Below are 25,122 nucleotides of genomic sequence, written 5' to 3' on the forward strand. Positions count from 1 at the left end.
AAAGCGAAGCGTCAGCGACAAAGCGAGTAGCCTGGAACGGAAATCACCTTCATTTGACTTAGTAGTATTCACAAAGAGTCCCTTGACCATTTAGTTTTTCTACGCTATGACCTTTTAATAAAAAGGTGTATTCTCCATTTGTTCCTCTGTTGCAAACTCATAGTACATCGTTGTAACTCCGCTTACTTCATAGATCATGCCATGAACATAAAGCTTCTCACCATTTGTACCAGTTAGACGAATAGAGAAGAGCGAATCCTCTTTTGCTACTCCTTTTATCGTAACACCTTCTGTTGAAAGCTCTGCGTCGATGATTGGATGATCATATCTTGCACCTGTATACTGCTCTACTTTAATATCCTTTACTGTAAAGCCAATATCACTCATTGAAATGAATGCACTGTTTATTTCAACCGCGGACGTTGTATATATATCATAGCCGCTCGATTCGGCATGAATTCCTACTCGAACTGATTGACCTTTACCGTCTGATAATGTTGCAATATAATCACCCGCTTGCAATAGCTTTAACTCATAGCCTCCACCTTTCGGAATCATTTCCTCTTCCCAGCCATCAAAATTCACTGGCTGATAGCTGTATACTTTTTCACTTACAGCATGTCCACCAGCCGTTGTTAGCTGAATGTTTTTTGGATCAAAGCCTAAATCCTCCTCCAACAACATCGCTAAGCCTGGAGTTACTTCGTCCGATTGCTGGCAATTCATCTGGAGCTTACCATCGACTTTGCTGACAGTAACTTTATATTTCACCATTTCTATCATTTCATAATTTTCTTCATTATCGATATTGTAGCCCATCAGCATAAAATAGCCTGATCCTTCTCGTAATGCCTCAATTTTCACCTCATTATTAGCTTGATACATTCGGAAAGATTCATGCTCTCCATCTATCGCCTGATTATCTGTAGCATATGCCTCAATAAAATTAGATTCAAGCTCTTTTGCCGTAAACGTTTGGGTCACTCGTTTAGCCTGCATAGCCTCCATGCGCTGAATAAATACTGCAAGTTGTGAACGTTTGACAGTTTCCTTTAATCCAAACTTAGTTGGGGTAATCCCCTTTGTTATCTGATTTTCAAACAATGGAGTAACCGCATAATAGGCTTCGGAATATTTCACTATATCTGTAAAGGGTAAATCATCCACTTCATTGTTTTCTATCTGGTAAGCAGCAGTTAGCATTTGTGCTAATTGTTCACGTGTAATAGCTTGATTGATACCAAAACTGCCATCAGCCAAGCCTAGTAGTGCTCCTTTATTTGCCAAAGCTGCAATCGCACCATAATAGTCGTCACTCGGCTTAACATCAGTAAATTTAGGGTCTTCTACATTCTTTGTATCTAAATGTAATACATTGGCTAAAATTTTCGCAGCCTGTCCACGTGTAACATCAGCAAATGGTTTAAATGTACCATCCGCATACCCTTTTATAATACCTCGCTCCGCTAAATCCTTTACAGCAGCCCCATATTCCTGTGTATAATCAACATCCGTAAATTTTTCTGCTGCCTGTGCAGTCGGTACCACAATAGCACTTGTTGTTAGAGCAGCAATTAATGCGCCCTGAAATAAAGTATGCTTCTTCACCAGTTCAACTCCTCAACACGTTTTATCTATTTTACTATGATAATACGTGTAAGAGAAACCAAAAGTTTCATAATATACCAATGCAACAGTTCTATCCATAAAAAAACAGTGGAGCGTTCGATTTACTCGAATCTCCACTGTTTAGAAAAAACAATCTTATTTATTGAAGTCTTGTTTTGCTGTCACTTTTACAGGTGTTGCACTTTGACCATCAATATTCACACGAGCATTGAATACGTCGTTAGCTTTACCTGTAGCAGCTGCAGTATCTGTACCGTTATTGCTGAATACTACTTCACCAGAAACTTTAGATAAAGTTAAAGTTGTAGCAGCAGTTGCAACACCGTTGAATGTTGCTTTACCTTTGTTAGCACCATTCTCATCAACTTGTGCCATTACGCCATATTGGTCAGTAACAACTACGTCAGATAAACCGAAGAATGCATCTAAGCCGAATGTTGTATCTACATTGTAAGAGTAAGTTGTTACAAGATTTACAGATTCGCCAGCAATAAAGTTATCAGCTTTGTTGTTTTCTACAACAGCTACTTTTTCAACTTTTGGTGCAACGTTAGAGAAAGTTACATCTTTAACGATTTCTTCACCTGTAGCATTGATTGTAATTGTTACTTTTGCAGTTGCTGTTTTTGCATCTTTATCAAATACTACATTTGCAGCATCAGTAGTTGTAATATTACCATCAGCTACGCTTGTAAGAACTGCTGATTTTACAGTGTAATCAGAGCCAGCTGAAAGTGTAACTTCTCCACCATTAGCTGTTACAGCTTTTACTACGATATCTTTACCATAACCAGCTGGGATAGCACCATTAGTTACATAGATAGGTTTGATATCTTCAACTTTATAAGAAGTAAATGAGCTATCTTTGACTACAGAGAATTGTTTTGAGTAAGAGCTTGCTTCGTTAGCAGTGTTGTCTGCAACTTTTACAAGTTTAAATGTAACGTTTGCAGTCGTTTTAGTAGCGCCTGCTTTGTACTCTACTGTAATTTTGTTGTTAGCAGCATTTTTAATTTCACCAGTTACAGTAAATGGTGCATCAGCATCTGTAAATGCTTTAATTGTGTAGTCTGCAGTTGCAAGTTTTGCAAGAAGCTCGTCAGTAGAAATTACTTGACCAAATTGATCTTCTACTACGATATCTTTTGCAGAGATATCAACTTTAGCACCTGTAAGTTCACGGATAGATGTGCTTACTTTGCTATCTAAGCCAGTAATCACTTTTGGTGCAGTTGCAGCTTTAGGAATCACTGTTTGTGTAGCCACTTTACCAGTTGAAGAAGTAACAACAACTGTTACTGGTGTGTTTTCTACTACGTTAGCGCCTGCTACTTTTGCATAAAGTTCACCGTCTTTTTCAAATAAAGTACCGCCAGTAATTGTGATACCTTTAGTGCCGTTTAATGCAGTAGCTTCTTTAATTGCATTGCCTTGTTTATCTAATACAGATAATGGGAATAGAATATCTGCTCCAGCAGTCACAACTTTTGTTGGTGCTCCTAATGTAACTGAATCAGCTCGTACACCTTCAGCTACCTTCACTGCAGTTTGACCGTTTTTACCAGTTGCTTTAGCAATCACGATTACGTTAGTGTCACCAGCTGCTACGATGTTTGCAACAGGTAATACGATTACATCTTTTCCGTCAATAGTTTGTTTTTCAAACGCACCGAATGTCGCAACAGCTTGGTTTGTGTTAGTTACAAGAACCTCAGAATTTGCTCCATTTAAACGGTTAAGATCAGTAATTTCTTTACCATATTGATCTTTTACAGTAACAGGAAGATAAAATTTATCTTTTGCTAAATTAATATCTTCACTGAATGCTTTGCCATCTTTATTATAAAGAGCACCAATAGTAATATCAGATGCTACAGTTTTAGCAGAAACTGTTACAGTTTTAGTAGTTGTTGTTGCAGTTGCACCGTGGATAGCAGTCACAACTACTTTATCGCCTTCTTTAAGTCCTGCAGCTTTTGTAATTGTGATAGAGCCATCTGCATTAGCAACAGCTGAATCAGCACCTGCAGCAGTTAATGTTAAAGCAGAAGCATTAAGCTTTGTAATATCTTCGCCATATTGATTTGTTACTTGGAAGCCAACTGTAGCTGTTGTGTTGCTTGTAGATGGAGCTACTTCACCAAGAATTTCAATACCAGCAACTTTTTCATCTTCAGTTTTAACAGTGCCTGTTACTGCTTGATCAGCAACGCCAGCTACACTAACTGTGAATTCACCTTTTGTAATTTTGCTAGTTAATTCAATTGTTGCAACTGTTTTGTCTTCGTTCCATGTAATAGAAGTGAAGTTAGATTTGAAGCCATCTTTTTTAAGCTCAAATTTAGCTTTTTCTGTTTCAACTGGTTTGTTGAATGTTACTGCTAACGTTTTTGCATTGACTGCATCAACAGTTTTTACTTTTAACTCAGTTACATATGTAACTACAGCTGAATAAGTTTTGCCATCAATCACAAACTCTACATTTGTTTCTTTATTTTCTGGAAGTGGAGTTGGTAATGTTACTGTATGTTTTTTGTCATCAGAAAGTGTAACTTCTAATGTAGTTGCATCTACAACTTTAGCTTCTTTAACAGTTAAAGGTGCTTCTTCACCGATGTTTGAAATTGTACGGTGTAAGAATGATGCAAATTGACCGCGTGTTAATGTGTTTTTAGGATTGAACGCTTTCACGTTTGTAAGTCCAGCATATTCTAACGCGATAATTGCTTCACGATTTTCAGTAGCTGTAGCTTTGTCTAAATCAGTGATTGTTGATTTGAAGTCAGATTCTTTATAATCTGCCACTAAATCTACGTTATAAACCGTTTTGATAGCACGTACTAAAACAACTGCCATTTGCTCACGGTTCATGTTATTTGTGTGCATTAATTGGTTATTTGAGCCTTTGAATACGCCAGCATCTTTTACAAGTGCTGCATATTGTAATAACTCTTTGTCTGGAGCTGTTGTTGGTAGGTCAGTGAAACGTGCTTCTGTAGCATAATCTGTAGGAATCTCATAGTTTTCAGATACTAACCATTTCCCTAAGAATTTTGTTACGTTACCACGAGTAACAACCGCATTTGGCTTAAATGTTCCATCTGTATAACCTGCTACAATTTTAGCATCTGCTAATGCTAAGATAGCCTCCTTGTGGTCACTTGATTCAATATCAGAAAAGCTTGCTGCGCTTGCTACTGGTACGATTGCTGATGCTACTAGGGCTGCTGATGCTGCGCCGACAACCCATTTACTATATTTTTGTTTCATATGCAATAACCTCCTAGATAAATTAGCCACTTTTGATGACTACAAATCTATTATAAGATTACAAGATAATAAATTTCAAAGGGCAAGATTTGGAATGAAATATGTGGTAACTATAGATTTACAAAGGGTTTATAACCATATTTTACTTAAAAAGATAGTCTGTACCCATCCTTAAAATTAACATACAAACCTTACTGACACGCGAAAAATATACCATTTTGCCCATGTCATTTTTACCAACTAAATTTCGACAAAAATCGACTTTTACCCATTATTTAGTAAAAATCCACTGGTGAACAATTCGTGAATTTACGTTACAATAAGGTAGGTAATTTATTCATGCATTTCCTTGATTATATTAGAATTTTCTAGAAGTTTTGCGGATAATCAGTTATTTTCATTCAGCTCACACCTCTTCAGGTGGGGAGATGAATGTGGTTCTGATTCCTTTTCAGTGGTTGTCCCAACACCTACTGAATGAAGATAAAGCCTCCGGCGGATGTCACGGATTTTCAAAGGAATGAATTGTGCAGGCACAATTCAAAATCCGGACGCAATTACGCCAAGGCGAAATTGATTTCGAGGGTTTCTAACCGTTTAAACAGCGGTATAAGCATCATATATGGCAATCTTAACAGTGACATGTAGATGTTATTTTAATAATCAAATATTAGAGATGGGGATTTGAAGGAATGGTTTTTAGTAGCCTTATATTTTTATATGTCTTTTTGCCATTAGTGCTCATTGTGTACTTCATCTCTCCAAAGATGTTACGCAACACGATTTTACTATTGGCTAGCCTATTCTTTTATGCATGGGGCGAGCCGAGATATGTACTTTTAATGATGATTTCAATTTTACTTAACTATATTTTGGGCATAGTCATTGAAAATACGATTTCGCAGTCTAAACGAAAAGTCCTTCTTTGGTTAGTTATTGTCAGTAACTTAGCTATTCTAGGCTATTACAAATATGCTGGCTTTTTTGTGGACATCATAAACAATTATTTAGAGGAAGCAATTGAATGGCAAGCTGTACCTCTTCCAATTGGCATTTCATTCTACACGTTCCAGGCTCTTAGCTATGTAATTGATGTTTATCGAAAGGATGTAAAAGCCCAACGTAACTTTTTGGATTTATCACTCTTCATTACATTGTTTCCACAGCTTGTGGCAGGACCGATTGTCCGCTATCAAACAGTGGCAGAGCAAATAAAAAAACGACTCTCCACAGCGGAGGACTGGATGATAGGTACCCGTCGTTTTGTACAGGGGTTAGCTAAAAAAGTATTGATTGCCAATCCAATGGGCGAGGTTGCTGATCATGTCTTTAGTTTATCAGGCGGAGATTTAACAACAGGGACTGCGTGGATAGGAATTCTAGCGTACTCGCTTCAAATTTATTTCGACTTCTCAGGCTATAGTGATATGGCCATCGGGTTAGCGAGGATATTTGGTTTTAAATTTGAGGAGAACTTTAACTATCCATATATTGCCCAATCAGTAACAGACTTCTGGCGTCGTTGGCATATATCACTCAGCAGCTGGTTTAGAGATTATGTTTACTTCCCACTCGGTGGCAGTCGTGTTAGCCATGAATGGAAGCTTTATCGAAATCTATTAATAGTTTGGACATTAACAGGCTTTTGGCATGGGGCCAGCTGGACGTTTATGGCATGGGGCTTTTATTATGGACTATTAATTTGCCTTGAAAAATGGGTGCTTTTAAAATGGCTAGAACGTATACCTCGTTTCCTACGCCATATTTATATACTTATTATTGTGATGATCGGCTGGGTATTCTTTAGAGCGAATGACTTTACATATGCTTTTAGCTTTATCAAAACGATGTTTGGACTATCCGATGCAGCACTTTATAATTATGAAACGTTATTACTAACAAAGGATTATGCAGTTTATTTTGTCATTGCCATTATTTTCGCAATGCCAATCTATCGACTATATCAAACTTGGAGTGAAGAAAGAGCTACTAGTTCTCTAACATTTGACTGGAGCCTACGTCTTGGACAAACAATTTACTATTGTGCACTGTTACTCTTTATCACAATGTTTTTAGTCAACGCAACACATAATCCATTTATATACTTTAGATTCTAGGTGGGACAGCATGCGAAAAATTCAAATGTATCTATTACCAATAACTTTTTTTTGCATCATTTTCGGTGGTCTTGTCATACATGCTATGACTGTGGATCGTAAACAGTCAGAAATGGAAAATCGTCCATTAGAAACTGCCAATCTATCACCTAGCTCACAGGAAATCTTCTCTGGCACATGGTCAAAACAGGTAGAATCCTATATTTCTGATCAATTCCCTGCCCGTGATACATGGATGCGCAATTATGTGCACTTCCAGCGAGCAATTGGCAAAACCTATTTAAACGATAAGTACGCAGTAGACGATACTAGTGGCTGGATTATTTCAAAGCCAGCCCCAGCAAAATCTGATGAGGAACTTGCTGCCTTTGCCAATGATTTGCGAAAGCTCAGTGAGGGATTAGCTGAAAAAGAAATTCCGTTTACGTTTTACTCACTGCCAGCGAAGGCAACTTACTCACGGAAGCCAAGTCCTAGCTATATGCCAGAGGATGCTGGAATAGCCAATAATAAGCGCTTACATAAGCTTGTTACAGCTGCTGGCGTCGACAATATCCGTCTCTATGATGAAATGAAGACTGACTTCTCTGCAGAACAGTACTTCTTTAAAACAGATCATCACTGGACTATGCGCGGCGCATACACAGGCTACGAGGCACTAATAAAAACAATGAGCGAGCGACTTGGTAAAGCCATTCAGCCCATTCCCTACAAGGAAGACAACGCCTATTGCTTACCCAATAAGTTTGCTGGCTCCTGGAATAAAATCTTATACATGACCGTTGATAACCACGATCAAATTTGCTATAACGAACCACCTACGTTCGCAACACAATTCACAATCTATGACGGTACAATCGAAGGTGGCGTTACTGCCCCATACGAAGCTGTATATGGTCGTGCAAAAAAAATGAGCCCTGACACAGTCGTAAATTACGCAGATGCCTATAGCAGAGACTTTGCAGAGCTAACAATAGTTAATGAAGATTATGACAGCGATAAACATATTGTCGTTATCAAAGATTCCTATTTTAATGCTATTCAATTTCATGTAGCTAGCCATTTTAAAAAGCTAACCATTTTAGATTTACGATACTTGGAGAAGGATGTTGTTTCATATTTACAAAATCTACATCCAGATTATGTCGTACTAGCATACAATGATCGAAATTTAAAATTAATGCCAGAATGATTTACATTTTGTTAAAAAAAGCAGTGATTTCTAGTTTGAAAGAAATCACTGCTTTTTACTGTGTAGTACGTTTTTTTATTTTCCCCACAATAAATTGACTAAATGGAATTAATGAAATGAATTTGGTCAATAGTAGACAAACAGCTAACGTCCATAGCAACAACAATGGTACACGGACTAGCGTACTATTGAAATGCTCTACAAACCAGCCAGTTGATAAACGCAAAATCTCCCAATGCATGAGATAAATCATAAATGCATATTGACTAAGTACTTTAATAGCTTTTGTATACGGTAAAGACTGCCCCCACGCAATCACAAACAGCACCATACTAATCACAAATGGTATTAAATCAAGACGCCTTGAATGCACCTCTACGTAACCTAGAAGCAAACGAATATACAGAAAGACAGCAGACAGCACAACTAATACAACCGTCGCATATCGATATTTTCGAGCTAATGTTGCAATCTGTGCATAATAGATACCCATTGCATAGGCAACAGCAAAATAACCAAGCCAGCCCGTAAAGAAAAATCGTAGCCAAATACTATTTTCTTGAAAAATAGGATAGGGCAATAAAATCACAGTATGATGAATAAGCGTAACCAACACACTTAATGGTAAAAACCATGCTATAGACCATTTAAAACGTGTTAGTAGCGTAAAGATTACGTAAAGCTGCATAATAACTACAACAAACCAGCCAACAAACTCACCATAAACAATATTATCAAAATACTTTTCCCATAATAAACCCTTTTGATAAATCGACTCAACAACTAATGCATCGATAAAAGCCAATACTAAATAGGGAATAAAAATATATTGAATCCTACTCGACCAAAAATTCCTCGGTATATTCTCATGATAACGATTAGCCAATATTAAAATAGACAATACAATAAACGTTGGTGTCGCATAGCACAACGCAATCCTTAAAAAAAGATAGATCGTCTGCTCTGGCTCTACCCCAACCTCCATAATAATCCATGAAGATGTGTGTAATAGTAAAATAGACAGACACGCCACCACACGTAGGTAATCCCACTCTTTAATCACTACAACATTCTCCTAGTTCTTTTCTCTCTCTTTTAAGCATGTCATATTTTGTCGATGATTGCAATGGTGATACTTGTAAGCTTGTTTTCTATGTTATAATTAGAGAGATTACTTTTATAGAGAGAGATTAAACAAATAGATAGATTTAAATGAAGAGAGGTGAAAGGAATGGAGGAAGTTTTAAGCGAGCTAAAAAAAATCAATCAACGTCTTGAGTCTGTGGAGAATCGTCTTGAAATAATAGAAATTGAACAGCAGCAAATTAAACAAGCTGTTTTAGAAACAAATGAAAAAGTGAATAAACTTGAGGCCATTCAAGAAAGCCAGCATCGCATTATCGAACTATTATCAGTGCGGTCTATTCAACAGGAAGCTGAATTAAAACGTCTTCAATAAAATGCACGCCCACTTTTTTAGATTAAAAAGAAGTGGGCGTTTTTTAATAGGATCTCTTTAAACCTCAAATGCAGCCTGAAGTCGCTTTAATTTATCTTTTGCCTCTTCTGCTGTTTGTCCAACAACACCAAAATAAAATTTACATTTTGGCTCTGTACCTGATGGACGAATAGCGACCCAAGAGCTATCCTCTAAAACATATTTCAGCACATTTTCTTTCGGTAATGTAATGTTCTCAGTAGTGCCATCTGCTAAAGTCGAAATACCTGTTAAATAATCCTCAAACCGTTTAACCGCTATCCCACCTATGAATGTAGGCGCGTTTTGGCGAAGGTTATTTAAAATAGCTTTCATCTCTTCCTGACCATTCTTACCTTCAAATACTTGAGAAACTAGTGCCTCTTGATAGGTACCAAATTGATCGTATAGGCTTTGCAGACCATCTAATAAAGTTTGCCCTTTCTTGGCATAAAAAGCAGCCATTTCTGCAACCTTCAATGCAACCTGTACAGCATCCTTATCACGTACAAAAGTTTCTATTAAATAGCCATAGCTTTCTTCATAGCCAAATACATACGAATAATCACCAGATTGCTCATATTCTGCAATCTTCTCAGCAATATATTTAAAGCCTGTTAATGTGTTTACTGTCGTTACGCCAAATTTTTCGGCAATCTGAGTGCCTAATTCAGATGTAACTATTGTTTTGAGCATAACGCCATTGCTAGGTAGTGCTCCAAGTTGTTGTTTAGTAGACAATAAATAATGAAGCAATAAAGCACCAAGCTGATTGCCTGTTAACAGCTCATAGCTATCTCCATTTTTAACAGCCACACCTAAACGGTCCGCATCTGGATCAGTTGCCAGCAAAAGATCCGCCCCAACCTGTGCACCAAGCTTCATAGCTAACTCAAAAGCTTTCGATTCCTCTGGGTTAGGATATGAAACTGTAGGAAAATCACCATCCTGCACAGCTTGCTGCTCTACAATATGTACCTGTTGAAAACCAAATGCCCGCAACCCTTCACTAACGGGCACCAAGCCGGCACCGTGCAATGGTGTATAAACAAGTTTCATATCCAATGCAATATCTTGATTTTCCTTTAAGCTTAAAAGACTAGATAAATACGCATCATCCAAATCACCTGCAAGCCAAGTAACAAGCTCTTGCTGTTCTAAAAACGGGAGATCCTTCACTTGAATAGCAAAAATATCCTCAATTCCATTCATATAGCCGATAATAGCTTCGGCAAATTGTGGCGTTAATTGTGCACCATCCTCACCATATACTTTAAACCCATTATATTGCTTCGGATTATGGCTGGCAGTAATAACCACACCTGCATAAGCATTTAATTTCCGAACCGTAAACGACAGCTGTGGGGTTGGTCTTGCTTCCTTATAAACATATGAACGAATACCATGTGCTCCTAGTACACTCGCAGTCTCACAGGCAAATTCATACGAAAAATGACGTGTATCAAAGGCAATAACAACACCACGTTGTTTTGCAGACTCACCATTGGATTCAATATAACGAGCAAGCCCTTCAGCAACACGTCGAATTGTATAGATATTTATACGATTCGTTCCAGCTCCTAAAACACCACGCATCCCACCAGTACCAAAGGACACATATTGATAAAAACGATCTTCGACTGCTTGTTCATCACTAGCAATTAAGGCAAGCTCATCAGCTAAATAGCTAGGAAGAGCTTGCTCCAACCAGCAAGTATATAATTCATGGACATTCTTCATTTATTTATCACCTTCTCTTCTTTCAGCAACTCTAGCATTTTACGTTTATAGGCCTCCACACCAGGCTGATCAAATGGATTAACCTCTAGTAAGCAAGCACTCATTGCGCAGGCTTTCATAAAGAAGTAAATCAAATACCCAAGATGATATGCATCCAGCTTAGGCAATTCTAATTGAATAACAGGGACTTGCCCTTCTGCATGTGCAAGGGCTGTTCCTTGCTTAGAAATCGCATTAATCTCATTAAAAGTGCGAGTCGACAAATAATTCAAGCCGTCCTCATTGCGAGCATCAAAAGGTACAGCTAAATCGCCCTCTATTTCATGGAAGTGTAGCAATGTCTCAAACATAACACGACTCCCCTCCTGAATAAACTGCCCAATGGCATGTAAATCAGTGGAGAAATTAACAGTAGAAGGATAAAGTCCCTTATGCTCTTTCCCTTCACTTTCACCAAAAAGCTGCTTCCACCATTCATGGAATTTATTGAGTCCAGGCTCAAAGGACGCAAGCAATTCAATGGTATAGCCCTGCTCATAGAGCATATGTCTCATTACGGCATATTTGTAGGCATCATTATGCGCTAAATCCTCTTCTGCTAACTCTGTTGCCGCATAACGTGCACCATCCATTAAAGCACGAATATCCACACCTGCCACCGCCACAGGTAATAAACCTACAGGCGTTAATACAGAATAACGCCCACCCACATCAGCAGGAATGACAAATTGACGATACCCAGCCTTATCAGCAATTCCCTTTAAGATGCCTTTTTCCGCATCCGTTGTGACAATAATACGCTCCGTTACCTTCTCACCATAACGCTCCTCCATGTATAAACGCATTACACGAAAGGCCAACGCCGGCTCCATTGTACCGCCTGACTTCGAAATCACATTGACATAAACTTGTTTCGTATCTAAATAAGCCAGAAGCTCTTTAATATATGCACCGCTCATATTCAAGCCAACATAGACAACCTCAATGCCACCCTTAGCCAGCCCAAAATAAGGCATCAGCGCCTCCTGAATTGCACGTGCACCTAAGAATGAACCACCAACACCTACAACAACCAGGACATCCGCACAAGCTCGTATTTCACTTGCCACACGTTCAATAGAGGTAAGCAGTCCCTCATGATTTTGTAAAGGTAACTCGATCCAGCCGGTTAATGGATAGTGTGGTAATGCATTATGAATATTTTTTACTCGATCTTTATATTGAATAAGATCACTATCATCTAGCGAACAATTTAGCAATGTTGTTTTTACGATTTCAGCTAGCAATATAGTATCCCCACTTTTACCCTTCATAATAGAATGCTTTACTTTTATATCGGTTGTAGTAATACTGATTTTGACATTAAAAAAAAGATACAACTATTTAAGCTGTCCTCATGTAAAGAACATTATGAAACTCTCTCAATCATAGTTTCTTACGCATGTTTTTTGTGATATATCACAAATGGAATTGAACTTGTATTCAAAAGGAACAAGCTAGTTACCTTTGCATTCTTGGGATAAATCCAACACACCTGATTTATTTCTTTTGAATTAGTGATTTTAAATTTTCTAAGAAATCTTCATGGTTTATAGCAAAATTTCCAGTAACCACTTTATATTTCTCTACATCTTTTGTAACAACAGAACCTAGACTAACTCTACAATTATTACCTAGGGATAGTCGATTTGAGATAGTAACTCCTGGACCAATGAATACATCATTACCGACACTGATATTACCAGCTAGATTACTATGAGAGCCAATAAGTACTCGTTTCCCTACTTTAGTTCCATGCCCTATATGAGAATGAGCATCAATTTTACTATAACTATCTATTTTTGAATAATCCCAATCAAAAACAGCTTTATGTATTGTGCAATATTCTTTTAATTCTACGTCATTTCCTAAAATAACTTTTCCCCTATGGACTATAGAAACAATTTTTTCTTCGAAAGTTCTTTTAAATTCAAATCCCACTCCCCCCAAAATACATCCGGATCTAATAATACTGTTACTTCCAATAATAACATTTTCATTTATAATTACATTTTCTTGAATAATAACATTATCACCAATTTCCACATTAAAAGGAGATATACAAGAATTAGGGCTTATGACGCATTTTTTCCCAATTATTGTATCCAACTTCTTTTCTTCTACTAAAGAAAGACTATTATGTATTTCAAAAAAATCTAATCTGGCTTGGCTTGATATGATAAGTCCGATTTGGCTATTTTTAAAATACCTTTCAAATTCCGGTAAGCATATTAAACAAGTGATATTTTTGTTCTCCAAAACCTTTTTTAAAAATTTAATATCATCCAAAAAAGACATGATTCTTCTATTTTTTTTCACATCACACTGTGCTAAAATATCAAATTCTCCATCCCTTTTAATGATAAAACTCTTTAATTTTAAATCCGATAATTTCAAGTTAATCCCTCCAACTAAAATGATGTTATGATTAATTTAGAATAATGTTCCAGTTAAATATATTTAAAATTGCACAATATTAGTTTTTTTCACTTCCTATGTATTAAATTAATTCACCAGTACATAAAGCGGAAATAACACGAATTAAACCAGCAATACCATTGTATATAATTGATCCAAATACATTACAGCTATTTAACAAATGATAAATGAATTGGACAGAATTCTGAAAAACTAAAATGGTTTCAATACTCAATCTATGATTACAATTCCACTTATCTAGATTATTCAATACTTACAAATGTAGCCCTTCTTTTCACATTTACATAGATAAAAAACGCTGTCGTTCGTATGATCAAGACTATTTTATTACTGGAAAACACTGCAGTTATATCTGATAAATAATCGTTGTCATTGTCAATAAACGTAGATATAATTTAGGTAATTATTGGTATTTTAAGGATTCATTGATCCATTCACAGGGTCATTTACAGTTTAATTGTTATTAAAAAAACCGCTGTATGAAAAATCTTCATATAATTTGGGTACGAGGTTTGAAGTTTTTCCGTAAAAATCAAGAAAATAATAACTGAAAATACAATCAATATTAAAGTAGTGATAGTTTTTATTTGTTTAGTTTAATAGATAAAAAAACAAACCGAGTTTCAAAAAAACTCGGCATATTTACAATAACTTAAATAAGGTTACGATTTAATATTATAAAAGTTCAATATTCGATTTATCTTTCACATTTTTTAATGCATTTTTTGTATCAAAAATAAACTTTGCATTTTTCTGAACTAACTCGTAGTCAATATTAGAATGGGCTGCTGTCACAATCACTAGATCCATTTCTTGAAGTACCTGTGAAGAGATTTCTTCTATACTTATCCTTAACTTCCCTTCATATTTATATTTCAGAATGAAAGGATCAAAGAATGAAACGTCAGCTCCTCTTTTTTCTAGTTCGTCAATAATCTTTAAAGCTGGGCTTTCTCTATAATCGTCAATATCTTGTTTATAAGCAACTCCTAAAACTAATATCTTAGACCCACTAATGGGCTTAGCAAATTTGTTAAGTATCTCTCTGCTTCTTTCTACACAATATTCTGGCATTCTATCATTTATACTCATTGACGCCTCAATCATTGATGTATGGAATCCATACTCCCTTGCTTTCCATGATAAATAATAAGGATCCAAAGGGATACAATGACCTCCTAATCCTGGCCCTGGATAAAATGCATGAAATCCATAAGGTTTAGTTTTAGCAGCATCTATGACCTCCCATAAATCAATACCCATTTTATTACATAATATAGCTAATTCATTTACCATCCCTATATTAATATTCCTATATGTGTTTTCTAGGATCTTTTCCATTTCAGCAATTGCAGGTGATGAAACTTTATGAATTGGTGCCTCTAATATATTTTCATACAATGTAGCAGCAAGATTCGTACACTGATTAGTAACTCCACCAACAACTTTAGGTGTATTTTTCGTTTTGTACAATATATTACCTGGATCTACTCTTTCAGGCGAAAAAGCTAAATAAAAATCTTCGCCACACTTCAGACCTGAAGATTCGAAAATAGGCTTTAATAATTCTTCAGTAGTTCCAGGATATGTAGTCGATTCTAAAATAATCAACATATCTTTATGCATATAAGGAACAATACTTTCAGCAGATTCTTTTACGTAACTTATATCTGGTTGTTGATGTTTGTCTAGTGGTGTTGGTACACATATACAAACACAATCTGCTGCAGCTACTTTTGAAAAATCAGAAGTAGCAGTAAGCAACCCAGATTGAACAATTGACTCTAAATCTTCGTTAACTACATCGCCAATATAATTTTCACCTTTATTAACCATATTTATCTTTGATTCTTGTACATCAAAGCCGATAGTTTTATATCCAGATTTAGCTTTTTCCACTGCTAATGGTAATCCAACATATCCAAGACCAATAACACCTAATACAGCTGTTTTGTTTTTAAGCTTTTCTTTCAATTCACTCATTTTTTTACTCCTAAGCTAGTTATTTAAAAGTTTTTCTGAATCATCTTTTATCATTTTATCAGATTTACTATTAGTAAAATAATAGATAAGAATCATTATTAATAATTTAGAAACACTTGCCAATAAGATACCTATACAAAAACCCATTAGTCCGTTATATCTTAAAAACGATAACGATAGTCCTAAATATAAACTTATGTAAAATAAATTTATTACTATTTGCCATTTTGCATGACGAAACTTCAAAACTACAGGATTAATTATGTCACAAATTACAACAATAACTATAATAAAAGTTGTAATATAAATATACTTTATTGCCTCTTCTACAAACTGTGGATAAAGTAAGGAAAGTAGGGGTTCGCTTACTACAAGAACTACACCATACCCAATTACTCCAGCAACTGTTGTAGTTACTAATAGCATGACAAAACTCTTAGATTCAATTTTTTTCATTTTAGATAAATAACTTAAAAACACCCCTGTAATAGGACCAATTACTAAGGCAATCGTTTTCCCAAGAATTGTTGCTGTATAGTAAACAGAAACACTCATTCCACCTAATAATGGGAACAATAGCAATTTATCAATATAAACAGTTATAGCATTGAGAGAGCCTGCAATTAATAATGCTAAAGTTTGAGTGGTTGTTTTTTTAAATAGGATTGTTTTTTTGAATGGCTCTAGTAGTATATTAGTTTTCTTAAAAATAAATAAAAAGCTAAAAATACTTCCAAAAAGATAAATAAATTGCCAATATCCACTTTTTAAAAATATTATTATACCTATACCATATCCTAATGTAGAAAAAATACTTTCTAAAAGAATATTTTTATAATTTAAATTTAATCTAAACTCAACCAGTCCATAACTATTAATTAATAATAGCATAGATGTACAAATTATCGTTACTATATTTAACCAATCAAATATTATATCAAAATACCATAATCCCATACTCATCACAAATATATTGAAAATGGAGAAGCTAAATAATAAAAGCTTATAATCTCCTTTAATATTTAATTCATTATAAGAGTCATTATAAATCAATCTAGAATTATTGAGGACACTTCCCAAAGTCAGTGCAGATAAATTCATCCACGCTACTATAGTAATTAAATATCCATACATATTATCATCAAGTTTAGTAGCAACTAAAGGTAAAAACAAAAATTGCAGTGTAAAAATTGGTATAAATGAAGCTAAAATGCTTAGCATAACATCATTCATTATTTTTTTTTTCATAGAAATATATTCCTTTTCCTCATTACCGACAAGGTAAACAAGACTTAATCAGCCTCTACTATTCAATACTACATATATTATACTAGATGAACCAATATTATAAAAATATTCATATTTGCTTATTAAACATTTAAGATTATATAAAGTAAGGTGCGCATTATTTTTTAAGTATGTAAAATTTGTACTCATATACTTAAATTAAACAAAGAATATTTAATATCAGATTAAAATAAAAATTTAATAATATTTTCCATTAAATTAAGTTCATTTTGAGCTTACTATCGGATTATCAATAACAAGCAAAAAATGATAAAGAATCCAAATCTAAAATAGAATTATAATATTATCAAAAGCTAATTATTAATCATATATAATATTGTCAACAACTTCTCTATTAAGATTTTTTTACTTCTTTACATCTCTAAAAAAAGTTATTGGTAGAAATATACATAAGTAAAATCTAAATTAATTAAAATATCCTTATTTTAAAAGAGTATTTAGTTTTTTCATTCAAAAAAGCTATAAATGAACCTTGTCTTGACTATTATTCAAGTCTTCTTCATAATTAAACAGTTTAACATTAGTAAAGAAAGCTACCATAATTATTAAAAAGCCACCTGTTAATAATAAAGTTAATAAATCACCATCATTTAAAATTATCATTGGGTAAATTAATAGGATAAAGACCTCTTTCTTTTTATAATTAACAACTAATGAATCAATAATCCACAAAATAAGAATAAATAGAATAGTTATTAATAACATTCCTAAAAGCCCTAGGTTATCATACGCATAAGCAATAAACCCTGTATTATCATTACTAGTAGGACTTGCAACTAAAAAACCTGATGGAACATCATAAGGGTATTTTATATTTAATATTTTCCCTAGCATTCCCTCTGAATAAAATAACTTTTGATGCTCAGAAAAAAAGTTATAATGTTGAAATTTTATTAGCGCAGGTACATACAAAAATCTTACAGGAAATACCGAAAATGGAGCTACTATATTAAATATAGTATATATTAGCCCAAAAACTATAGATACCCCACTTATTATCATAGTGAAAAATATACCGAATTTATACTTTTTCAAACAAATAAAATATGCTAATAATATTAAAACAAAAGATAAAATTATTGTTTTATATGGTAACATTAAGTATAAAGCTACTTGTATTAAGAAAACAAACATCACTATTTTAAGCTTCTTGTTTTTAAATCCATATAATAATAAAATAGGATTAATGACAACATATTGCCATGATATTAGATACCCCATTAAAGTAGAAACTTCAATGTTTTCGCGAATTTTATATATATTTGTAATATCGAATGCCCCAAAATTCCACTGTTGGGTGCGAACAGCATACAAATAAACTACAACCGTACAAATTACCAAACAGATATAAAATATCCTCTTCATAATTTTCAATTTTGTAAATCTAATTAATGGTATTTTTTTCAACATAATAAATTGAATCAAAAAACAACAAAATATCATAGTAAAAAAATTAAAAGATAGATTTGAAAAAGCATATATAGTCGATACTGGAACAAATATAACAATAAAATGTAATTGCAAAATCATATACGAAACTCTTTTTTCACCTTTAGGTAAAATTAAAATTAAAATTATTGTATACACATATGACACTAAAATTGTTAATATATTAAATTCTAATTCAAAACCGCTATAACCATAGATAGGATAAACATACACTACATATAATACATCCATTATAACTTTAAAAAGGATATATATACCAAAATAAATAATAGCCCTTTCTATTAGACTACTTTTATGTTCAGATATTCTCATAAAAGCTCCTTTTAAAATAATTGTTTTCGTTAAACGTATAATCTATTAGCTAGTACTTTATAATCTAAAATAGATTGTGCTATTATAAATGAGTTTTCTTTCTTCAAATTTACGCTTTCAATATTATTTGAAATATCTTTTAGCATTTGTTCTATATCTTTCTGAGTTTCAATATAAAAAGCAGCTTCTTTAGGTAAGAAATATAGATGGCTTTCATATGGATAAATTGCTACTGCAGATTCACAACACAAAGCATTTTGCAATGTTGCCGACTGGCTACCAGGTTGAAGGTATAAATCACATGCGCATAAATACTCCAATAACTCTTCTCCATTTTTCCATCCTAAATTCTTAATATTAGGGTTATTTTCGGTAAGACTACTAACTTCTTTGGCAATTGTATCACTAATAGAACCAATTAAAATCAATTTTAGACGTTCAGAATTCACACTATTAAAGGCTTTTAATATTTCAACAGTACGCTTTAATTTATCCATTTTCCCAGTATGGACGATTAGAATATCATCTGGAGCAAGATTTAATTCTTTTCGGATTTTCATTTTATTGTATTCTTTTTGATTTTGATCTATAATCAAACCACCTAATGGAAAAAATTCCATTTTCTCCTTAGGTATTCCGTACATTTCCTCTAAAAACAATGCACATTCATAGCTGATATATAAATATTTATCTACATATTCAATAGTTTTATTCACAATCATTTTATTTAAGATTTTATATTGGAATAATTTAGATATATAATTTTGAGCCGAGTTATTAAAATCTTCATGACTATCCATATATAATTTTGTATTTGGGTTTTCTTTTTTGTACTCTGAAACAGTAAACATTTCCCACCCAACTACTCCATGATACAAAATTACATCTGGCTTTATTTCCTCTATTAATGTTCTCAACTTTGAAACTTTACGTACTTTACCACTAATAAACTTGTTTATAATTTTGTCATACTCTAACCTAATTAACCTACAACCATTTTGTAAAATTGTATCTTCTGGAGCACTGTAAACTAATTTTCCATTCTCATATTTACTACAATTTGTTATTATGGTTACTTCATGACCATCTGCACTATTTTGTTCAGTTAATAAATTATCTTGATATGTCATACCTTCCGTGTATGATGCAGCAAGGCATACATGTAATATTCTCATAATTTCTCCTTATATAATTCCAAATATTTTTCAAACATGATTTGCTTATCATAATTTCTTCTTGCGAATTCTACGCATTTTTCAGAAGAATTAAGCATAGCTGGATTATTAATATTAGAAAATAAGAGACTTGTAAGTTTGTCAATATTACCATATGCAACAAATTCACCATACCCTTTTGGAGCAATTTCCTTAGGAGCACCTGAATCAAAACCCACTACTGGAGTTCCACATGCTAAACTTTCTACACTCACCAAAGAGAAGGTTTCTTTTAAGCTTGTCAAAAGTGTGATATCTGCAAGAGTATAATATTCTGCCAATTCACTTTGATTTTCTGTTCTTCCTATTGCTATTACATTTTTTCCGTATTCAACATTCAAATCATTTACACCAATTAAAATGAATTTCACATTATGATTCAACATTCGTTCAGCTACTTTAAGAACCCAATGTCCACCTTTATGTTCTGACATTAAATCAGGTGCTACCGCAAGAACAATTTTTTCATTTGAAAGATTATGCTTCTTTTTTAAATCTGTAATTACTCTTGGATAAAATATTTCTTTTGTATCAATTCCATTGTTTAACACTCTAATATCTTTATCAGAAAGAAAGGATTCTCTTACTCTATCAGCTAGCCATTCAGATGGGGTCACAATTGTTAAATTATCAAAGCCCTGAAATAGTTCTTTTTTTTCATTAAACATCTTCTTGGTAAAATCAAAATATAAACTTGCCGGATATTCCTTAATTTGTGGGCAATTACCACATTCAACTTTCCATTTTTCACAATCATTTGTGATTCCACATTTACCTGTATACATAAATTCACAATGAAAGGTCCAAATTGTTTCAATTCTATTTTCCTTTAAATAATTTATTAAAGGTGCTAAATTTACAAAATAAGCATGTAACTCATGTATGTGAACAATATCAGGTTTAAATTCATCAATTATTTTTAATAATTTTTTTGTTGCAAAATTTGAATAATTACCTGTTAAACCTGTTACTCGTGTAAGTAGTGCATGTGTATAAACCTCTATGTTTCCACTAAATTTGTACACATTCGGTTCATCAACTTTAGCCCCTCTACCGTAGCACACTTTAGCATCATGACCTTCATTAATAAGAGAACTATATATATCATAAACAATTTTTCCTGTACTACTATTTTTATAATTTACATCTATAATTAGTACTTTCAATTAGTTCTCCCCCTTACTAAAGTCAATATTTAGTACTACAAAATTCAAGCTACCTTATCTATAAATACCTATACGTTTTAATTCTTCTTCCTCTGGAACAGTTATCAATACTGCTTTTTGTGATCCATAATAAACAAATAAACTTCCTGCAGCCGCTGCATGTGCTCCCCCTTGATTCAGTACCTTTTTAAAATCTGAGATTTCTCCGGCTCCACCACAGGCAATTACAGGGATTGATACAGCGCTAGATACTTTTTTTACCAAATCAATATCATATCCCTTCATAACCCCATCATTTGAAATAGAAGTAAGTAATATTTCACCAGCACCAAGCTCCTCTGCTTTTTTAGCAAGGGTAACTGGATCTTGTTTCACTTTTATTTTTCCACCTTTAATGTAACATGATTGCTTGTTGAAAAACTCATTTTTCACATCCAAAGATACTACAATACTCTGATTACCAGCTAATTTTGCTGCTTCACTTACAAGATTAGGAGACTCTATAAAAGAAGTGTTTAGTATTATTTTTTCATAACCAATATAAAAGAGTTTTTCTATCTCTGCTATAGATGTAATACCACCACCATAACTTAGAGGTACAAACGCTTCACTAGCAATATCTTTTAAATATTCAAAATCAGGGCCACGATTCTCTAAAGTAGCTGCTATATCTAGCAAACATAGCTCATCTACACCCTTATCATTAAATATTTTCACAGCATTTATTGGATCCCCTAAATATCGAGGGCTGGAGAATTTTGTTGTTTTAACCAACCCTCCATCTTTTATTGTTAAACACGGGATAAGTCGCGGTCTCTGATACATATTACACCTTCTTAGCGAAATTTTCTAATAGAGCCATACCAAACTTATGACTCTTTTCTGGGTGAAACTGAACACCATAAATATCCCCTTTTTTTACCGCAGCTGTAAAGGAATACCCATAATCACAGGTGATTAACTCATTTTCTTTACTGTCACAAATGGCATGATATGAATGTACAAAATAATATCTCTGCAATTCATTATTAATTCCTGTTAGCAATGGATCCTCTTTCTGTATCATGTTTGCTATATTCCATCCCATATGCGGAATTTTTAAAGCCTGATTTCCATCAAAGCTGAATTTTTTATTTTCAAAAGGTATTAAAGATAGACCTTCTACTTGACCTTCCTCGCTTCTTCTACCTAACATCTGCATCCCAAGGCATATTCCTAATAAAGGCTTTTTTTCATGTAATGTATGATATTTTATTACTTCATCCATTCCACTGTCTTTTAATTTCTTCATACCAGAATCAAAAGATCCTACTCCTGGCAAGATTAATTTGTCAGCTTTATGAAAGTCTTCTACTTTATCTAAAAGAAATACTGGTACTCCAATTTTTTTGAACATATTCACAATTGATCCTACATTCCCAATACCATAATTAATTACACCTATCATTAAAAATTCTCCAATCATAATTATAATATTGTATTGTTTTAGTATTTCATCTTTATCTAAACTGACGTTTTTCTAATCCTAATGTAATGGCTGTCTTAATTGCTAACTTAGAAATCCATGCACTTGATTTATAATCTTGGTATGTTTTGTTTGCACCACTCATTAGTTCAATAAATGCTTCTTTAGACAATCCTAATTTTTTAGCCACATACTCTAAATCTTGTAATGCTAATGTTTCATCATAAGGAGGTTGTTTCAGCGTTTCCAAGGCTTCTTCTCTTGTTAATTGTCCTGTTAGTATTAAACTTGAAAAATGTGCCTTCCTTTTATCATAGCCGAATTTTTTTACTAGCCAATAGCCTTCATAAAATCTAGTAAATACACTTTCAAAATGCTTATTAGCATATCTTTGCCAACCAAATCTCTTTTCTAAAGTTGCTATAGCATCTTCTTTCTTATATGGGATTAAATCTAAAGGCTTTACTACTTTCATTCCTTTAAAATATCTGTAGAATAATCGATATTTAAACATCCCACATAACGGTAAAGTTTCCAAAGAAATTGTTCCATATTTTTTATGAATATCTTTTAATTGTGTTAAATCATTTAAGTACACCCATTCATTTGGTTCTCGTACACATTCTGTAGAGTAGTTTCCACCAGTTAATACGTATTTTATTCCACTTTTAGCTGCATAGTTGTATAAGGCAGCAAATATAACATGATCTTGTGGAGTATCTTGATAAGGTACTTGTGATTTAAAATAAGCCAACTGTAAATCTTTCATTTCGTTCCAATTTACGATTTCCGTATATAAATTAAGACCAAGCCCTTTTACTATTTTCTCAATATTTTCAACAGCAACATTAAGATTCCAACCTGTATCAACAGCGAATGCTAATGGTCTTAATCCAAGTATTTCTTTTGCATAGTATAATAAGTAAGAACTATCTACTCCACCACTAATACCTATAATACAATCAAACTCTTTACCTTCTCCATCTCGTTTTATCTGGCTTACAATTTTGTCTAGCTCTGCTGCCCCTCGTTCATCTGGATGCCAGTTAGGCAAAATATTATTATAATAATTATTACAGTGATCACACACACCCTTTTCATCGAACTGAATTAGTGAATCTGTTGTATCCATTACACAGTTTGTACATACTTGGTACTTTCTTTTTTCCATATATGGTGCTCCTTTAGTTCAAGTTTATTTATGCCAAACTACTCTATTTACATAGTCAGTATAAGATAAAATAATTCTTAAAACCTTATCAGATACATTTGGCATACTATAGTCAAAAATTGTTCTAAGCGTCTTTTCATTCTGATTTTCAAGGATAGTTAGTCCTTGCAAAATTCTCTCTTCTTTTAATCCTACCATCATTACTGAAGCTTCTTCCATTGCTTCTGGTCTTTCATGAGCCTGTCTTATGTTTAGTGCTTTAAAACCCAATATAGAAGATTCTTCACTAATTGTTCCACTATCACTTAAAACTGCCTTAGATTTTATTTGTAGTTTTATATAGTCATTAAAGCCTAATGGCTTCATTATTTTAATAAGTGGATTAAATTCAACATCTTTTAACTCCAACATTTTCATAGTTCTAGGATGGGTACTAACAATTATAGGAAGATTATACTCTTTAGCAATTGCATTTAAACTATCTAATAAATCCATAAAATTAATTTCTGAATTTATATTTTCTTCCCTATGAGCAGATACTACAAAATATTTCCCTTCTTCTAACCCTAGCTTACTAAGTATCTCTGAATCAGCAATATCGTTCTCTCTTGATTTTAAAACCTCATACATTGGGCTACCCGTTTTTATAATTCGATCTGAAGGTAAACCCTCTCTTAATAAATATTCTCGTGCTATATCACTATAAGTTAAATTGATGTCTGCAGTATGATCTACAATTTTACGGTTTGTTTCCTCTGGTACGCGTTGATCAAAGCATCTGTTCCCAGCTTCCATGTGAAAAATAGGTATTTGTTTTCTTTTTGCTGCTAGTGCACAAAGACAGCTATTTGTATCTCCTAATACTAAAAAGGCTTCTGGCTGTACTTCATCTAAAATTGGATCAATTTTCATAAGAATATTGCCAACCGTTTCAATTGCAGAGCCCGATGCCGCATTAAGAAAATAATCAGGTTTTTTTAATCCGAAATCTTTGAAAAAAACCTCATTTAATTCATAATCATAATTTTGACCTGTGTGAACTAATACATGCTCTATAGCCTCTGATTGTTCAAGTTTATTAATAACAGCAGATAAACGGATAATTTCTGGCCTAGTTCCTACCACCGTCATTACTTTTAATTTTTTCATTT

The 25,122-nt window shown here is 33.6% G+C and carries 18 protein-coding genes; 3 read left to right on the forward strand and 15 right to left on the reverse strand.

The features are described 5' to 3' along the window. Positions 1 to 114: 114 nt before the first annotated feature. Both AC1RNS_RS11110 and AC1RNS_RS11115 read right to left on the reverse strand, forming a co-directional pair. Positions 115 to 1,608, reverse strand: coding sequence for an S-layer homology domain-containing protein (locus tag AC1RNS_RS11110; RefSeq protein WP_492992620.1), 1,494 nt, complete (start codon positions 1,606 to 1,608; stop codon positions 115 to 117). A 156-nt stretch (positions 1,609 to 1,764) separates the two neighbouring features. After that, positions 1,765 to 4,899 carry an S-layer homology domain-containing protein gene (locus AC1RNS_RS11115; RefSeq protein ID WP_492992621.1) on the reverse strand — a complete coding sequence of 1,045 codons (3,135 nt, stop codon included), beginning with the start codon at positions 4,897 to 4,899 and terminating at the stop codon, positions 1,765 to 1,767. A 692-nt stretch (positions 4,900 to 5,591) separates the two neighbouring features. Between AC1RNS_RS11115 and AC1RNS_RS11120 the strand changes: the two genes are divergently transcribed. Together AC1RNS_RS11120 and AC1RNS_RS11125 are read left to right on the forward strand one after the other, a co-directional pair. Then, positions 5,592 to 7,016 carry an MBOAT family O-acyltransferase gene (locus AC1RNS_RS11120; protein WP_492992623.1) on the forward strand — a complete coding sequence of 475 codons (1,425 nt, stop codon included), beginning with the start codon at positions 5,592 to 5,594 and terminating at the stop codon, positions 7,014 to 7,016. Positions 7,017 to 7,026: 10 nt separating this feature from the next. Next, a complete protein-coding gene (locus tag AC1RNS_RS11125) occupies positions 7,027 to 8,208 on the forward strand; it encodes a DHHW family protein (RefSeq protein ID WP_492992625.1) in 1,182 nt (393 codons plus the stop codon). A gap of 55 nt (positions 8,209 to 8,263) precedes the next feature. Here the strand turns inward: AC1RNS_RS11125 and AC1RNS_RS11130 are convergent, their stop codons facing one another. Next, positions 8,264 to 9,271 (reverse strand): acyltransferase family protein, encoded by a 1,008-nt coding sequence (locus tag AC1RNS_RS11130; protein ID WP_492992627.1) that lies wholly within the window; start codon positions 9,269 to 9,271, stop codon positions 8,264 to 8,266. 168 nt (positions 9,272 to 9,439) lie between these two features. Here AC1RNS_RS11130 and AC1RNS_RS11135 point away from each other — a divergent pair, with 168 nt between their 5' ends. Further along, complete coding sequence (locus AC1RNS_RS11135; RefSeq protein WP_054770203.1) at positions 9,440 to 9,667, forward strand: hypothetical protein; 228 nt, start codon at positions 9,440 to 9,442, stop codon at positions 9,665 to 9,667. Between the two features lie 57 nt (positions 9,668 to 9,724). Here AC1RNS_RS11135 and AC1RNS_RS11140 read toward each other — a convergent pair whose 3' ends face one another. The 12 genes from AC1RNS_RS11140 to wecB form a co-directional block, all read right to left on the reverse strand. Further along, a complete protein-coding gene (locus AC1RNS_RS11140; RefSeq protein ID WP_492992629.1) occupies positions 9,725 to 11,425 on the reverse strand; it encodes a phospho-sugar mutase in 1,701 nt (566 codons plus the stop codon). Beyond that, positions 11,422 to 12,711, reverse strand: a complete 1,290-nt coding sequence (locus AC1RNS_RS11145) for a glucose-6-phosphate isomerase (protein ID WP_492992630.1) — start codon at positions 12,709 to 12,711, stop codon at positions 11,422 to 11,424. Before AC1RNS_RS11145 ends, AC1RNS_RS11140 begins: the two co-directional genes overlap by 4 nt. A gap of 253 nt (positions 12,712 to 12,964) precedes the next feature. Further along, positions 12,965 to 13,861: a DapH/DapD/GlmU-related protein gene (locus AC1RNS_RS11150; protein WP_492992632.1), complete on the reverse strand. Its 897-nt coding sequence runs from the start codon at positions 13,859 to 13,861 to the stop codon at positions 12,965 to 12,967. A gap of 717 nt (positions 13,862 to 14,578) precedes the next feature. After that, positions 14,579 to 15,886 carry a nucleotide sugar dehydrogenase gene (locus tag AC1RNS_RS11155; RefSeq protein WP_492992634.1) on the reverse strand — a complete coding sequence of 436 codons (1,308 nt, stop codon included), beginning with the start codon at positions 15,884 to 15,886 and terminating at the stop codon, positions 14,579 to 14,581. A gap of 15 nt (positions 15,887 to 15,901) precedes the next feature. Then, positions 15,902 to 17,134, reverse strand: a complete 1,233-nt coding sequence (locus AC1RNS_RS11160; RefSeq protein WP_492992636.1) for a lipopolysaccharide biosynthesis protein — start codon at positions 17,132 to 17,134, stop codon at positions 15,902 to 15,904. A 519-nt stretch (positions 17,135 to 17,653) separates the two neighbouring features. Further along, positions 17,654 to 18,955 carry a hypothetical protein gene (locus AC1RNS_RS11165; RefSeq protein ID WP_492992637.1) on the reverse strand — a complete coding sequence of 434 codons (1,302 nt, stop codon included), beginning with the start codon at positions 18,953 to 18,955 and terminating at the stop codon, positions 17,654 to 17,656. A 29-nt stretch (positions 18,956 to 18,984) separates the two neighbouring features. Beyond that, complete coding sequence (locus AC1RNS_RS11170) at positions 18,985 to 20,130, reverse strand: glycosyltransferase family 4 protein (protein WP_492992638.1); 1,146 nt, start codon at positions 20,128 to 20,130, stop codon at positions 18,985 to 18,987. Next, the gene (locus tag AC1RNS_RS11175) at positions 20,127 to 21,335 is read right to left on the reverse strand and encodes a glycosyltransferase (protein WP_492992639.1); all 1,209 of its coding nucleotides are present in this window, start codon (positions 21,333 to 21,335) and stop codon (positions 20,127 to 20,129) included. The genes AC1RNS_RS11170 and AC1RNS_RS11175 overlap by 4 nt, the downstream gene beginning before the upstream one ends. A 54-nt stretch (positions 21,336 to 21,389) precedes the next feature. Continuing rightward, positions 21,390 to 22,160 carry an AglZ/HisF2 family acetamidino modification protein gene (locus AC1RNS_RS11180; RefSeq protein WP_492992640.1) on the reverse strand — a complete coding sequence of 257 codons (771 nt, stop codon included), beginning with the start codon at positions 22,158 to 22,160 and terminating at the stop codon, positions 21,390 to 21,392. A gap of 1 nt (position 22,161) precedes the next feature. Continuing rightward, positions 22,162 to 22,782 carry an imidazole glycerol phosphate synthase subunit HisH gene (gene hisH / locus AC1RNS_RS11185; protein ID WP_492992642.1) on the reverse strand — a complete coding sequence of 207 codons (621 nt, stop codon included), beginning with the start codon at positions 22,780 to 22,782 and terminating at the stop codon, positions 22,162 to 22,164. A gap of 52 nt (positions 22,783 to 22,834) precedes the next feature. After that, positions 22,835 to 23,971 (reverse strand): N-acetyl sugar amidotransferase, encoded by a 1,137-nt coding sequence (locus AC1RNS_RS11190; protein ID WP_492992644.1) that lies wholly within the window; start codon positions 23,969 to 23,971, stop codon positions 22,835 to 22,837. Between the two features lie 24 nt (positions 23,972 to 23,995). Beyond that, a complete protein-coding gene (gene wecB, locus AC1RNS_RS11195; protein ID WP_492992646.1) occupies positions 23,996 to 25,120 on the reverse strand; it encodes a non-hydrolyzing UDP-N-acetylglucosamine 2-epimerase in 1,125 nt (374 codons plus the stop codon). Between the last annotated feature and the right edge of the window lie 2 nt (positions 25,121 to 25,122).

This window comes from Lysinibacillus sp. GW821-FHT14F06, assembly GCF_058803665.1.